The sequence below is a fragment of the Haemophilus influenzae genome (genome assembly GCF_019703545.1).
GTDB classification, from domain to species: Bacteria; Pseudomonadota; Gammaproteobacteria; order Enterobacterales; family Pasteurellaceae; genus Haemophilus; species Haemophilus influenzae_E.
Genome location: NZ_AP018771.1, coordinates 1,549,614 through 1,564,506 on the forward strand (window position 1 = coordinate 1,549,614; position 14,893 = coordinate 1,564,506).

The window sequence follows — 14,893 nt, forward strand, 5'->3', positions numbered from 1 at the left end:
CTAATGTTCATATTCCTGCGTTAAAGCCAGAATCATGCCTTCCGTTAATTTCTGAAGTTCATCATTTTTAATCACAAATGGTGGCATTACATAAACCAATTTTCCGAAAGGCCGAATCCAAACACCTTGTTCCACAAAACGTGGGACTAAAGTTTTCATATTTACCGAACTTTTCATTTCAACCACCCCAATCGCTCCTAATACGCGAACTTCTTTGACGTAATCTTTTTCAGCTAAAGGCGAAAGCTGTTGTGTTAAGGAATGCTCAATTCGCTGAATATTTTGCTGCCAAGGACTTTCCAACAATAAACGGATAGATTCAGCCGCAATCGCACAAGCCAACGGATTTGCCATAAAAGTGGGCCCGTGCATAAAGCATTTAGCCTCACCGCGACAAATAATTTGCGCAATTTCAGTGGTCGTAATGGTTGCCGATAAAGTTAAATAACCACCCGTTAATGCTTTACCGATACACATAATATCTGGCGAAATGCCTGCGTGTTCAGCTGCAAATAATTTTCCTGTTCGACCAAATCCCGTGGCGATTTCATCAAAAATCAGCAAAACGCCATATTGTTTACAAAGTGCTTGCGCTTTCACTAAATAAGTTGGCGAATAAAAATACATACCACCCGCACCTTGCACAACAGGTTCTAAAATCAGTGCGGCGATTTCGCTACCTTTTTTCTTAAGTAAATCAGCTAAAGGTTCAATGGCACAATCATTCCAAGATTCATTAAATGGAATGTTGGGTTGAGGAAGAAAATATTGTACAGGCAGGCTATGATGAAATAAATGATGCATCCCTGTGGTTGGATCACACACTGACATCGCATTCCAAGTATCGCCGTGATAACCAGAACGAATAGTGGCAAATTTTTGTCGTTGCACTTCTCCTTTAGCGTGCTGATATTGAATAGCCATTTTCATCGCTACTTCCACTGCAACAGAACCACTATCAGCAAAAAAGATCTTATCTAATCCATTGGGCAAAATTTGTACCAATAATTGAGCTAATTCCACCGCAGGGTCATGGGTAAATCCGCCAAACATAATATGGCTCATTTTTGCTAATTGATTCTGTGCCGCCGCATTTAAACGAGGATGATTATAACCGTGCAACGCCGCCCACCAAGAGGACATACCATCAATCAAACGACGACCATCTTTTAAAGTTATCATCACGCCATCAGCACGTTCCACCGCATAAAGCGGCATATCAGAAGAAACTGAAGAATAAGGATGCCAAATATGTTGTGTATCAAAAGCTAAAAGTGATTGTTCATCCATCATTTATTTACCATTAAAAACTTATTCGTATCGCAAGGCTGCGGCAGGTTCTACTTTCGCAGCTCGATAAGCAGGATAAAGGGTTGAAAGCAAGGAAAGTAACAGCGAAAATCCAATGACAAAAATCATTTGAACAAAGGATAATTCTGTCGGTAAAAAAACACCTTGTGGATTTACCGCACTTACAATCTCTGTTAAGTTCAACGTAGCTAAAACACCTAAAATAGCACCGAGCAATGTGCCAACAAATCCCACCAGTAATCCTTGATAAATGAACACCGAACGAACTTGGGATTTTGTTAAGCCCTGAGTTTGCAAAATCGCAATTTCCCCTTGTTTATCCACCACCATCAAACTTAAAGAGGTGACAATATTGGAAATCGCCACGACAATAATCAAACTAATCAGTAATCCCATCATATTTTTTTCCATTCTCACCGCTTGGAAAAATTCGCCTTTTTGCACACGCCAATCCGTGATTTTTTGTGTTGAGAAATGTTGTGGGAGTTCTGTAATTTGGAACGGATCATTCAGAAATAAACGATAGCCCTGCGCTTGCTGAGGTTGAATACGCATTAAGCGACCAATATCTGTAATATTAGCAAAGGCTTCGTAACCAGATGCTTCGCCATAACCATAATAAATATCGCTAACAGTAAACAAACGCTGCATTGGCACCCGACCGAATGGTGTATATTGGCTATTTTCCGTAATCATCAAACGGATTTTATCCCCAATATTCACGCCCAGTTTTTGCGCCAGTTGATCGCCAATGACCAGTTTAAACTCCCCACTAGGCAAAATTTCATTAAATTTAGCCTGCTCAAAAGATTCAACCAAAGGATCATCAGAAAATGATTGAATACCAATAATTTGTCCTGCACTCACGCCTTTTGCCGTTTGATAAATCACATTTGTTGTATTGATCGGCACGGCTTTTTGGACAAAGTGCGGTAAATTTTCTAATGTTTTTTCTGTAGAAATAGGCTGTTCTTCGCTCACAATCGCATGAGGAATGGAAGATAGCACCTGTTGTTTTTGGTAACCTTCTAATCCATTCATCACCGAAAGCACGATGATCAATGCCATCACACCTAGCACAATCCCCAGGCTTGCAAGATTAGTCACTAATCGCCCAAAACGATCCGCACTTTTCGCACGCCAATAACGTAGTGCAATATAAAGAGAAATAGGAAAATTCATTACTTTTGATGTAATTGTTGTACAAATTCTTCGATGTTTTGCATTACTTTGCCAACTAATGTTGTCACTGCACTATCACTCGCCCAAGCAATATGTGGTGTGATAATTAAATTAGGCATCGTTTTTGCAGCTAAAATTAACGGATTATCTTTTTCTGGTGGCTCTTTTACCATTACATCCAAAGCCGCTCCGCCTAAATGCCCTGTTTTTAACGCATCAACTAAGGCAAGTTCATCAATCAAAGGCCCACGCCCTGTATTAATCAAAAATGCACCTTTTTTCATTTTGGATAAGGTTTCTGCATTAATTAAATCCTTTGTTGTTTCCGTTAATGGGCAATGCAACGTCACAATATCCGCTTGTTTTAATACTTCATCAAAAGGCGTATAACCTTCACGGCAAACAGTAGCATCTTTATGTTCTGCATAAAGTACTTTCATTCCCACGGCATTAGCCAAACGCCCCACTTCTGTCCCTAAACAACCTTTACCAAATACGCCCAACGTTGAACCGCGCACATCTGTAATTGGATAATCAAAATAACAAAATTGTTTACTTTCCGTCCATTTTGCTTCCGTTTGATCGCGTAACCAACCTGCCAAACTGTGTTTTAAAGAAAAAATCAGACCCATTACGTGTTCTGGCACGGTTGTACTGGAATAACCTGTCACATTACGCACGGCGATGCCCATTTCTTCTGCAGCCACAAGATCAACATTATTTGTACCTGTCGCAGTAATGGCAATCAGCTTTAATTTTGGCAGTTGTTGCAAAGTTTCACGATCAAAAATCACTTTGCTCGTAATCACAATATCTGCATCCTTTGCGCGTTCAATCGTTTGCTCAGCAGATGTATGTTCATATTCTGTCCAAGTATGTTCAAAACTTGGGCGAGGAATTGAAATATGTTTAGGAATAGCCGTGCTATCTAAAAATACGATTTTCATTAATTGCTCCTTTTTTATATACAAAGTGCGGTCAAAATTAACCGCACTTTTGATGAAATTTAAATTGAAGTATCCAATTCTGGAAAAGATTTTACTAAATCATCGATCGCTTTCATTTGAAAGACAAAACCTTCAAGCGCAGAAAGTGGCAATGCAGAAGGGCCATCACATTTTGCTTGATTTGGATTTGGATGCGCTTCTAAAAATAAACCTGCAATGCCTACTGCTAAACCTGAACGCGCTAATTCGGTTACTTGCGTGCGACGACCACTCGATGCCGCCCCAAATGGATCACGGCATTGAAGTGAATGGGTTACATCAAAAATAACAGGGCTACCCTTAGAGGCTTTTTTCATTACACTAAAGCCAAGCATATCCACAATTAAATTATCGTAACCAAAATTTGTTCCACGATCACAAAGAATGATTTTATCGTTACCACATTCTTCGATTTTTTCCACAATATTACCCATTTGACCTGGGCTTAAAAATTGTGGTTTTTTCACGTTAATTACCGCACCAGTTCTTGCCATGGCTTCGACTAAATCGGTTTGACGAGCCAAGAATGCCGGTAATTGAATCACATCCACCACATCAGCAACAGGCTGACATTGATAGATTTCGTGTACATCGGTAATAATTTTTACCCCGAATGTATCTTTTAATTCTTGGAAAATTTTTAATCCTTCTTCCATGCCAGGTCCACGGTAAGAATGAATAGATGAACGATTCGCTTTGTCAAAAGACGCTTTAAATACATAAGGCACGCCAAGTTTCTCTGTCACTTTCACATAAGCTTCGCACACTTGCATTGCCATATCACGGCTTTCCAACACGTTCATTCCGCCAAAAAGCACGAAAGGTTTGTCGTTTGCAACATCAATATTGCCAATTTTTACAATTTTATTTTGCATAAATTTTCCTTAAATCAATGGAGGGGAAAAGTATCTTTATTAATCTCGCCTTTAAGTTCTAAAAATTGCGTGCGGATAAACGCCGCCGTTGGATCTTTTGGACAATGTTCCACAAAAAATTCTAAATCTTTCAATGCTGAAGGATAAGCCCCCATTTGAGCTAAAACTAAGCCACGGTCACGGATATGATAAGGATTTTCAGCATCAGTAATCATTAAATTCTTAATATAGTGGTATGCCATATCGTTATGCTCTTCACGAATAAGCGCATTTTTCGCCAGTTGCTCAAAGCGAGAATAAAGTAAAGAAAGATCAGCTCTATCAAGTTCTTCGGGTTGAATTTTCGCCCCAAATCCAAATGCACCTTCATAAAGTTGCTGCAATTTTTCTTGCGATATATAAGTGCCATCCCAAGGATCAATAAAAGCCACTTCATCTCTAATTTCAGCACGTAAAATTAACTGTGTTGGGAAATTTACTGGGTAAATTGGTAAATCTAATACGTCAGCTAAATAAAGCACTATCGCCCCAAGAGTCACTGGCATACCTTGACGATTTTGAAACACATAAGGCAAATATAAATTGCGAGCATAAAAATAATCTTCTGGATCGCAACAAAAGCCCCAATCGCCGTAAAATAGTTGTAGCAAATGATGAATCTGTTCTTCTTTCGACCAATCTGGCGAAATTTCTTTACGCGCTTTACGTACAAGCCCACCAATTGTTCCCCGAAGTTGTGCTTCTGAGCTGCCATCATCTGAGATAACAAGATAAAAATGCACAAATTGATCGTATAACGCACGTTGATAATATTTCATTACTTCTTCCAAAAACCTAAAGTGACGCGCTCATTGTCGCCATAATCACGCACGGTTTCAACCATTTCCCAATGATTTTCGAGGAAAATTGACCGCACTTTTTCGCCTTGTTGCCATCCGTGTTCAAGCAATAATGCGCCATTAGCATTCAAATAACTTGGCGCTAATTCAATAATATGACGTAAATCAGCATAACCCTCATCATTCGCCACTAATGCAGAAAGAGGTTCAAAACGCACATCGCCTTGACATAAATGTTCATCTTGAGCATCAATATAAGGTGGGTTGCTGACGATAAGATCAAACTGCCCTGTTATATTTCCAAACCAACGGCTCTGCAAAAATTGGACATTTAGCTTATTTCTTTCCGCATTAGATTGGGCTAACGCCACAACATCGGGCATAAGATCAACACCAATTATTTCTAATGAAATTTGTCGTTTTTGACAAATAGAGGAAAGCTCCGATGCTAATGCCAACGCGATAGCGCCTGTGCCTGTTCCAAGATCAAGAATACGAAAGTGCGGTGGATTTTGTTCCAGTTTTTCCAAAGAAATTTGTAATGCCTTTTCCACTAAAATTTCCGTGTCTGGTCTCGGAATCAATGTGCCTTTTGAGACATTTAACGGCAACGACCAAAATTCTTTTTCGCCAAGAATGTAGGCAATAGGTTCTCCGTTTAAACGACGATCTAAAAGTGCGGTCAATTTTAACCGCACTTTTTCATCAATCTCAGTATCATCAAAAGCAAGGATTTGCGTACGCGATTTGCCAGTAGCATGTTGAAGAATCACAAGCGCATCAATTTTACTATTTTCAGTGGGATTTTTTTGTGCTAAATCCGTGATCGCTTGTGCCAGCCATTCTTTATAATTCATTAATTTTCGTCTTTTAACACAATCGTGCCAGCCACTAAATCAGTTAAAGAACGGCGGTCATCTCGCACCAGTGCAACAATACCGCTAATAATCAATAAGAAACTCGTCCACGCCAATAAAATATCAATAATCTCACGGCCGATGTATTTACCAAATTCAACGGGTTGATTGGTATGATAATTAAATACACGCAAGCCTAACCAGCGTTTTGCCATTGTTTGACCATAAGTTTTCATAAAATATAACTGAAAACCAATATATACCATAGTCCCCACTACACCGGCAAAATCCCCCAATGCAAAACCAAGACCAACCATCACCCAAAGCACAAGCCCATTAATCATACTCGCAAGCCAGCGTTTAAAACGGCTGGCTTGAGTGGGTTGAGATGGCTGGAAAGCAGAAGAAAACTCCGCATCTTTTTGATTTTCAATGATCATTTTATTTCCTTGTAACGTTAAAAAGGACATCTGAAATCAGACGCCCCTATCATTAATTTTGTTCAGACAATGCCGCCAACTGATCCGCTTGATATTCAGTAATAATCGGCTGAATCAGTTCATCAATTTTACCATTCATTACTTCATCTAAACGGTAAATAGTGAGATTAATACGATGATCAGTCACTCGACCTTGCGGATAATTATATGTACGAATTTTATCAGAACGATCGCCCGAACCTAATAAGTTACGACGCATATCTGTTTGTTCTGCAGCTTGGCGTTCTTGCTCTGCCTGAACAATACGTGACGCTAATACCGACATTGCTTTCGCTTTATTTTTGTGCTGTGAACGCTCATCCTGACATTCCACCACAATACCTGTTGGAATGTGTGTAATACGCACTGCTGAATCCGTTGTATTTACGTGCTGACCACCAGCGCCTGATGAGCGATAAGTATCAATACGTAAATCGGCTGGATTAATTTCTGGCATTTCAGATTCTGGCAATTCTGGCATTACCGCAACGGTACAAGCAGACGTGTGGATACGTCCTTGTGATTCAGTTTTTGGTACACGTTGCACACGATGACCACCCGATTCAAATTTAAGCTGGCCATACACACCTTCGCCACTTACTTTTACGATCACTTCTTTATAACCGCCTTGCTCACTTTCGTTAGCACTGAGCATTTCTACACGCCAGCGTTTACTTTCGGCATAACGGCTATACATACGGAATAAATCACCGGCAAAAATACCCGCTTCATCACCGCCTGTTCCCGCACGGATTTCTAAATAGCAGTTATATTCATCATTAGGATCTTTCGGCAGTAAAAGAATTTGAAGTTGTTGTTCCACTTCTTCAATTTCCGCTTTGGATTCTTCAATTTCCATTTGCGCCATTTCTTTCATTTCAGGATCGTCAAGCAATATTTCAGCTTCTTTAATATTTTGATTTAATTGAGTCCAGCGATTAAAACATTTCACCACTTCTTCAAGTTGCGAATATTCTTTAGAATACGCACGGAATTTATCCTGATCACTAATTACAGAAACATCGCCCAATAAGGCTTCTAGCTCTTCATAACGTTCTTTTAAACTTTCAAGTTTTGCAATAATGGAATCTTTCATATTCTTTTAATGTTAAAGCCAAAAATAAAATCGGCGTATTCTAGCCGATTTTAGGGAAAATTGACAGTGAAAAGGAAATTAAGAATCTCAGACGCTTTATTTGTGATTTACCCACTATTTATTGGTGCCTTGTTTTTGATTGAGCTCACGATATTTATCACACCTTTCTTGACTACGTAGATCGCAAGCCATGCCATAGTAAGATTTAGCTTTTTGCTCATCTTTATAAAGAAACGCGTTCCCTAATTCCACAAACACTGCAGGATCTTGGCTATTTTCCAATTCTAATTGCAATGTTTCAAATTTTGCTTTTACATCATCATTCGGCGCCTCATCTTTTAATTTTATTAACTTCACCTTTGTACCAATCACTGTCATTTCATCTTTAGTTTCTTTATTATGCTCTTGCAATAATTGCTCGGCTTTATTTTCATCTTTTACCGTGCCAATTCCCAAAATATAAAGAATAGCTAATTCACGATAAACGCTATTTGGACGAAGTCGATTATTTTCTACTTGTCTAAACACCGCAGGTTGATGGTGTAATAGACTGCTTTTATAGGCTTTATCCAACCAATAAAACGCCTTTTCCCAATCTGGTTTAATATTATCATTACCATCAAAATACCAACGCCCTAACTGTGCTTCCGCCATTGGATAACCATTATTTGCGGCTTGTTCCACCAACATATAACCTGTCAAAAAATCCTTATCCTTATTTACGGCATCTATAGCAAGAATCATTTTGGCAAAATTATCGCCCGCATCCGCAGCCATTTTCATATAATGTTTTGACGATTCTTTATTTCCTTTGTCATTATAAATGGTTGCCAAACCACGATATGCCAACGGATAATTTTGATTGCTGGCTTTAAGAAACCACTCTGTCGCTAAATTTTTTTGACCTTTGATAAAATAATAACGCCCCAACTGATATTGCGTCACAGCATTGCCTTTTTCTGCCAACACTCGCAAACGTGCTGGAGAAAAATCTTCAAGTGCTTTTCTAGCTTGCTGATCGCCATAATACTCCTGAGCACTAACTAATCGTTCTAGCTGTTTAATCTCACGATATTCTGGGTAATATTGGGTAAAATACACAGCTCCACCACCAATTACTGCCAATAATAAAACGGCTAAGGTTAATTTTTTCTTCATTATTTTGTTCCTTGATTTAATTGTTTATACATCTCACAACCTTTTTGCTCTTTATTATCACAAGCCTTGCCAAACCATTTTTTGGCAGTGGCAAAATTTTGTTTTACTCCTATTCCGCCCATATAAGCAAGACCAACTATTGCCTGCGCTCGAGAATTATTATTTTCTGCTGCTTTTTGATACCATTTTATGGCTTCAGTTTTATTTTCTTTTACTCCATCGCCATCATAATACATATCGCCCAATATCATTTGGGATTCAGTATCATTTTGATTTGCCGCTTTTTTCAACCATTTCACTGCTTCCGTATTATTCTGTTTTACGCCAACTCCATCTTTATACATCATTCCCACTTTAAATTGGGCATCAACATCATCTTGCTCCGCAGCTTCCTTCAACCATTTAAAGCCTTCTTGGTAATTTTGTTTTACGCCCAAGCCGTTAATATACATACCAGCTAAATCATATTGAGCGATACGTACACCTTGTTCAGCCGATTTTTTATACCATTTTATCGCTTCAAAATAATCTTGCTTTATGCCATCGCCATTTTTATATAACACCGCTAACATCCCCTGTGCAATCCCATCTCCCTGCTCTGCTAAAGGACGAATAATTGCTAATGCGGACTTAAAATCTTTCTGTTCAAATAAATGAACAATCTTATCAACTTGCTCCTCTTCCATTGCATAAACGGTTGATTGAAAAGAAAAGATAGAAGCACCGAAAAGTGCGGTGGTAAGAAGTGTTTTTGTTAGTTTCATTTTGTTTTCCTTATTATTAAGATTTAAATACATTACTTATTCTTTTCTCTCGAGAATTATATTGATTAATTAAGTGATAACTTTCTAAATCTGAATAATTAATCATTAATTTTTTATTTGCTTCAAATAAAGCATTTATGAAATTATCATCTATACCAAAATCAAATGAATAAAACTCATCTGCTCTAACAACATCAAAAATTAATTGCTTAATATAAGAAATCGTTTCAGCTGATATATCACTTTCTTTTGCAAAAGTTTCAAAAATATATCTAATATAATTTCGATAAACTTGATGTGCTTTCAACTCGACTCTTGCCAACATTTCATAATAAGGTAAAGATTCTAACCAAATTTCAATCAGCTTATCGTTAAACCTAAGCATTCTATTAGATATTGCCTTCTTTTCTCTTAACTCATTCTCATCTTGTTTAAATTGAGCCAAAATAGAATACAATCTATATCTCATATCAAAACTGTTTTCATCAATCGCTAACTTTAACCAATCTCGTTCATTTTCATTAAGGTGATCATCTAAAACATATTGATAAAGATATTTAAACATTTTTTCTTTATGTGTAGTTTCTTTTAAAATATTATTAATCTCCTTTTCTTTTTCTTTAATATTAGATAACTTTTCTTCAATATCTTTTTTCACTTCAGACTGACGATCATATAGACGTCCTAAATCACTTTCAGCCTTATTAAAATTTTGTTTAAAATCCTTGAATGAAACCAGAGCATAGATTACTGATATTGCCGCCATAATCCCAGCTAATGTCCCTAAAAAAGTCAAAAAAATTACCGTTTTATCCAATAATGTTTTATCTGCCCCATAATGCATCACGGCATTAAAGTAGAGCCAACAAAATAAAACGGCAATTCCACTTACAAGTTTAAATTGCCAATTTTTCATTATTACAATTCCCCTCTATTTAGCTTGCCATAATATTCGCAACCAGCTTGATGACCATTATCACAAGCCTTACCAAACCATTCTTTGGCTAAAGATTTATTTACTTGAACACCTCTTTCTCCTAAAAGATATAAGAATCCCAATAGAGCTTGAGCAGTTGCATATCCCTGCTCCGCTGCTCTGCGAAACCAGTTCACAGCTTCAACACCATCTTGTTTGACGCCTCGTCCACTTTGATACATTACCCCCAAACTACCTTGAGCTTCTGCATATCCTTGCTCCGCCGCTTTGCGATACCAGTTCACTGCTTCAACATAATCTTGTTTGACGCCTAGTCCCTTAGCATACATATTGCCCAAATTTAATTGAGCATCTGCAACTCCCTGCTCCGCCGCTTGGCGATACCATTTCACCGCTTCAAAATCATCTTGTTTGACACCTTGTCCTTTTTTATACATCAAGCCCAAATTAAATTGAGCATCTGCAACTCCCTGCTCCGCCGCTTGGCGATACCACTTCACCACTTCAAAATCATCTTGTTTTACCCCTCGTCCTTTTTCATACATATAGCCCAAATTTAATTGAGCATCTGCATGTCCCTGCTCCGCCGCTTTGCGATACCATTTCACTGCTTCAAAATCATCTTGTTTTACACCTTGCCCCTTATAATACATCACGCCCAAATTAAATTGAGCCTTTGCCTTCCCCTGCTCCGCCGCTTTGCGATACCATTTCACCGCTTCAAAATCATCTTGTTTGACGCCTAGTCCCTTAGCATACATATTGCCCAAATTTAATTGAGCATCTGCAACTCCCTGCTCCGCCGCTTGGCGATACCACTTCACCGCTTCAACATCATCTTGTTTTACGCCTCGCCCGTTGCCATACATAACACCCAAATTATATTGAGCCTTTGCCTTCCCCTGCTCCGCCGCTTTGCGATACCATTTCACCGCTTCAAAATCATCTTGTTTGACGCCTAGTCCCTTAGCATACATATTGCCCAAATTTAATTGAGCATCTGCAACTCCCTGCTCCGCCGCTTGGCGATACCACTTCACCGCTTCAACATCATCTTGTTTTACGCCTCGCCCGTTGCCATACATAACACCCAAATTATATTGAGCATCTGCAACTCCCTGCTCCGCCGCTTGGCGATACCACTTCACCGCTTCAACATCATCTTGTTTTACGCCTCGCCCGTTGCCATACATAACACCCAAATTATATTGAGCCTTTGCATTTCCCTGCTCCGCCAAAGGCAACCAAAGTTTAAAGGCGGTTTGATAGTTGCTTTGCTCATAAGCGGTTAAACCTTGTTGGAATTGCTGTTCCAGCGTATCCCCCCAAGCCGTGGATTGAAAAGAAAATACAGAAACACCGAAAAGTGCGGTGGTAAGAAGTGTTTTTGTGAATCGCATAGAAATCGTCCATTTATTAATCAATAATTGAAATAACCAAACATTTTTTGTTTAGCAAGATGTTTTGTTGTACTCTCTGTAAAGAGAGTACAACACCCAGTATACTGGGTGTGAAATGATTAAAAATTGAACTATTTAATTAGGAGGGAATTGGGGGGATTAAGACTGAAAAAAGTGAGCCATCTTGCTCACTTTCAGCTATTAAATACGCACGACATCAAACTTCACCAGATCAATTTCATCTTCTGTGCCATAAAATGCCACTAACGCCTTGCGTAACATTTCCGCTCGTTTTGGTAAACCTTTTTCTGCGTAAGTTTTCACTTGCTCATACACGGCTTGTTTAAAAGGCTGTGTATCGCCTGGATTGCCATTCAAATTATCCGCACTGGCAAAATAACGGAAACCTGCTGCTGTCGCCAAAATCCATTCTAATGCTTGCGGTTTCACTTCCACCTTTTCAAAATCACGCTGGCGTTCTTCAGAACGTCCATCTGGCTCATACCAATAACCAAAATCTTCTAGTTTACGGCGTTCTTTGCCTGCCACTAACCAGTGGGCAATTTCATGCAATGCACTGCTGTAAGAGCCTCTCGCAAAGTAAATCGCGTTATAGGGTACTTCATCATTTGCGGGTAAATAAATGGGTTCTTCACTGCCTTTGACTAAGCGAGTGTTGTATTCCTCTTCAAAACATTGATTAAAAATTGCAATAATATCTTCTAATTTATGTTCCATTCTATCGACTCCTAAAAAACTGCGAGATTATATCACTAGAGGCTCATTTGTTCTTGTTTATTTTCTTCAGGCAAATTGACATGTAGCCCAATCAAACGAATCGATCGCCCTTTTGCTCGCATAAAAATTTGAGGAAGTAATCGTTGATTTTTAAAATTTAAGGGGGTATATTTTAGTACGCACTTAGAAAAGCGATGAATCTCCCAGATCGCAAGCGAAGAGGTGAAATAGACTCGGGACTGTGTGTAGGTGTGGGGAGCCCTACCTAGGTGCGTAATCCTTTTCTAATAGCTTTTTAAGCTCCTTGTCTTTTATTCGTCTAAACGACAGCACAAAGATTTCTTTTGGGGATATTGAGCCTAATTTACTTCGCTCGTTTCTGGATAATCGTGAATAATGCGTAAATCTCTCAAGTAACTTTGCAAACCAAAGCTCTCACCTTGTGAGTAAGTAAATCGATGTAGTAAAGCCTGTTTCAAGCAGGCTTTTTCATTCTGACTTAACGTATTCGGATAACATTCTTGCCAATCTTGTCCCAAAAGTTTGTCCATATTTTCTCCTATGTTGCTTTTTAAATTTTAAAGGGGTATATTCATGCAAGGCAGTTATTAAAAAAGCGGTGATAATCTCCCTGCCGCAGCCTACTTGAGGTGGCTCGTCCTGCTCAGGTGTCCGAGAGCGTGTGTAAGTGATCGGGAGCCTTACTTGATAACTGCCAATTTACCTTTCATTTTTTCTACTTCCTTGATATTAATCTCCCTTGCCGAAAGCACAAAAATTTCATTAAATTCAGATAAGTGCTTTATTACACCTAAAATACGCTGTTTCTCAAAGTTTTTGATAAAATAAAAACGATCATTATCTTGTAGAACAATATCAGGCTGATTAAATAAATCAGGGAAAAGTGCATAGCTTTCCAGTCCAAAATCTTGCCCATCACGACTATTAAATTGCTTAATTAAAGTATCATCAGAAAGCCACACTGTGCCAGTTTTGCTTTTCAATAAATCCTTACTTTCCGCACTCAAGACACCTGCCGCAAATTTAAAATTTTTGGTAAGACTATCTCGCACCTGTAACATCTGTTCAGCAGTGAGTTTTTTTCCATCTGGGCTGAGCGTTTGTTTCATCTCCGCCATATGCTTTGCCAACAATTCAAAATCGTGCTTAAACTCCCCACCTTTCATCTCAACCTTCGCAAACGCATGCGCCAGTTTTTCAGGATAAAGATCCAAATTAGGCTTGTAGTTTAATCGCCCTACATTGTAATCAAAGCCTTTATCCGTCACACGTATCGTGCCATCAGGCAATTTAAACCCTACCGTCTTTTCACGATTACCTTGCTTATCCGCAGGGCGTTCTACTTCCACCAAAAATTCAGAACTATCGTCAGGCTTATCAATCCCACGTCGTTTTAAATCTCTTTCGCCTAACCTTCCTGCGGTTCAGGAATCCCTAATTTATCCCGCACCCAACTTTCCGAAATCTGCACGCCAATGCCTGTAAGTTTAGGGATGGCATCTGCAAATACCGATAAATCTTCATATTCTTTTGTGTCAAACTCAAAATAAGGGATACGATGTGGCGCAATATTCGGATCAACATTAATTTGCAAATACGGCAAAATGATTTGTTGAGTGATGGTTTGCGCAAGGTGGCGCAATGACAAAACGTGGTGATCAGCCGATTTGTATTGAGTATGAAGAATGCGAACCGAATAAATACGGTGAGATTCGTAAGAAAATTGTGGGGGTAAAAAACAGATTCACAGAAAAGAAAATCATCACCAAATTAAAAAACTGGGTGATTAAATCAGCGAAAAGTGCGTTGGGTTCCACCGCACTTAATTCGGAGTCCACCGAAACAAACAAGGCGCATCGCGCCGCTTGGACTTGTGTCAATAACTGTAACCGTTCAAAAATTGAACAGCAAGCTAATTTATTGATGTTGCCTATTGGTTCGCCATTAAAACCGTCACAAATTGATATGTTAATCAGGTTCGGACGGTTACGGCTTAATGACTATCGGTGGATTTGTTGTGAAAACGATGAAGTTTTCATTAAAGAAGAAAAAATTCCGTTGGCTCAAGCCTTTGATTGGGGCGAGAGCTTGGGGGATTTTAGGGTTAATTTCATGTTCATCATATCGACGAGTTCTTGGTGCTGGCGCTTTTGGTTTCTCAAGATATTTTAGGAGTTTTCTGTTATAAAATCCCATTCAATCGTTTTGGCCATTAGAGCAGAAAGCGAACTACGTTCACGCAAAACTGTT

General features: G+C 38.9%; 16 protein-coding genes and 1 pseudogene. 1 reads left to right on the forward strand and 16 read right to left on the reverse strand.

The window, feature by feature from the left end; all coding sequences use genetic code 11:
- The 16 genes and pseudogenes from bioA to K6J66_RS07805 all read right to left on the reverse strand — a co-directional run.
- A complete protein-coding gene (gene bioA / locus K6J66_RS07730; RefSeq protein ID WP_038440252.1) occupies positions 1–1,290 on the reverse strand; it encodes an adenosylmethionine--8-amino-7-oxononanoate transaminase in 1,290 nt (429 codons plus the stop codon).
- A gap of 21 nt (positions 1,291–1,311) precedes the next feature.
- Positions 1,312–2,493, reverse strand: coding sequence for a lipoprotein-releasing ABC transporter permease subunit (locus tag K6J66_RS07735; RefSeq protein WP_038439917.1), 1,182 nt, complete (start codon positions 2,491–2,493; stop codon positions 1,312–1,314).
- Positions 2,493–3,440, reverse strand: coding sequence for a 2-hydroxyacid dehydrogenase (locus K6J66_RS07740; RefSeq protein WP_038439919.1), 948 nt, complete (start codon positions 3,438–3,440; stop codon positions 2,493–2,495). The genes K6J66_RS07735 and K6J66_RS07740 overlap by 1 nt, the downstream gene beginning before the upstream one ends.
- 59 nt (positions 3,441–3,499) lie before the next feature.
- On the reverse strand, positions 3,500–4,354 hold the full coding sequence (kdsA, locus tag K6J66_RS07745; protein ID WP_038439922.1) for a 3-deoxy-8-phosphooctulonate synthase: 855 nt from the start codon (positions 4,352–4,354) through the stop codon (positions 3,500–3,502).
- Between the two features lie 14 nt (positions 4,355–4,368).
- Positions 4,369–5,172, reverse strand: a complete 804-nt coding sequence (locus tag K6J66_RS07750) for a SirB1 family protein (protein ID WP_038439924.1) — start codon at positions 5,170–5,172, stop codon at positions 4,369–4,371.
- Positions 5,172–6,050 carry a peptide chain release factor N(5)-glutamine methyltransferase gene (prmC, locus tag K6J66_RS07755; protein WP_038439925.1) on the reverse strand — a complete coding sequence of 293 codons (879 nt, stop codon included), beginning with the start codon at positions 6,048–6,050 and terminating at the stop codon, positions 5,172–5,174. The genes K6J66_RS07750 and prmC overlap by 1 nt, the downstream gene beginning before the upstream one ends.
- Complete coding sequence (locus K6J66_RS07760) at positions 6,050–6,490, reverse strand: RDD family protein (RefSeq protein ID WP_038439926.1); 441 nt, start codon at positions 6,488–6,490, stop codon at positions 6,050–6,052. The genes prmC and K6J66_RS07760 overlap by 1 nt, the downstream gene beginning before the upstream one ends.
- A gap of 52 nt (positions 6,491–6,542) precedes the next feature.
- The gene (prfA, locus tag K6J66_RS07765) at positions 6,543–7,625 is read right to left on the reverse strand and encodes a peptide chain release factor 1 (RefSeq protein ID WP_110442471.1); all 1,083 of its coding nucleotides are present in this window, start codon (positions 7,623–7,625) and stop codon (positions 6,543–6,545) included.
- 114 nt (positions 7,626–7,739) lie between these two features.
- A complete protein-coding gene (locus K6J66_RS07770; RefSeq protein WP_110442470.1) occupies positions 7,740–8,783 on the reverse strand; it encodes an SEL1-like repeat protein in 1,044 nt (347 codons plus the stop codon).
- Entirely contained in the window at positions 8,783–9,547 is a 765-nt protein-coding gene (locus K6J66_RS07775) for a tetratricopeptide repeat protein (protein WP_005687753.1), read from the reverse strand. Before K6J66_RS07775 ends, K6J66_RS07770 begins: the two co-directional genes overlap by 1 nt.
- Positions 9,548–9,563: 16 nt before the next feature.
- Positions 9,564–10,463, reverse strand: a complete 900-nt coding sequence (locus K6J66_RS07780; protein ID WP_038439928.1) for a hypothetical protein — start codon at positions 10,461–10,463, stop codon at positions 9,564–9,566.
- Positions 10,464–10,465: 2 nt separating this feature from the next.
- Positions 10,466–11,884, reverse strand: a complete 1,419-nt coding sequence (locus K6J66_RS09680; RefSeq protein WP_221260113.1) for a tetratricopeptide repeat protein — start codon at positions 11,882–11,884, stop codon at positions 10,466–10,468.
- 201 nt (positions 11,885–12,085) lie between these two features.
- Complete coding sequence (locus tag K6J66_RS07790) at positions 12,086–12,622, reverse strand: elongation factor P hydroxylase (protein ID WP_110442622.1); 537 nt, start codon at positions 12,620–12,622, stop codon at positions 12,086–12,088.
- Between the two features lie 359 nt (positions 12,623–12,981).
- The gene (locus K6J66_RS07795) at positions 12,982–13,173 is read right to left on the reverse strand and encodes a hypothetical protein (RefSeq protein WP_038439929.1); all 192 of its coding nucleotides are present in this window, start codon (positions 13,171–13,173) and stop codon (positions 12,982–12,984) included.
- A 150-nt stretch (positions 13,174–13,323) separates the two neighbouring features.
- Positions 13,324–13,992: a PBECR3 domain-containing polyvalent protein gene (locus K6J66_RS07800; RefSeq protein ID WP_051614237.1), complete on the reverse strand. Its 669-nt coding sequence runs from the start codon at positions 13,990–13,992 to the stop codon at positions 13,324–13,326.
- A gap of 62 nt (positions 13,993–14,054) precedes the next feature.
- Positions 14,055–14,276 (reverse strand): annotated as a pseudogene (locus tag K6J66_RS07805) (phage portal protein family protein); the annotation flags it as partial.
- Between the two features lie 8 nt (positions 14,277–14,284).
- Between K6J66_RS07805 and K6J66_RS07810 the strand changes: the two are divergent.
- The gene (locus tag K6J66_RS07810) at positions 14,285–14,815 is read left to right on the forward strand and encodes a hypothetical protein (RefSeq protein WP_038439933.1); all 531 of its coding nucleotides are present in this window, start codon (positions 14,285–14,287) and stop codon (positions 14,813–14,815) included.
- The last annotated feature ends 78 nt before the right edge of the window (positions 14,816–14,893 follow it).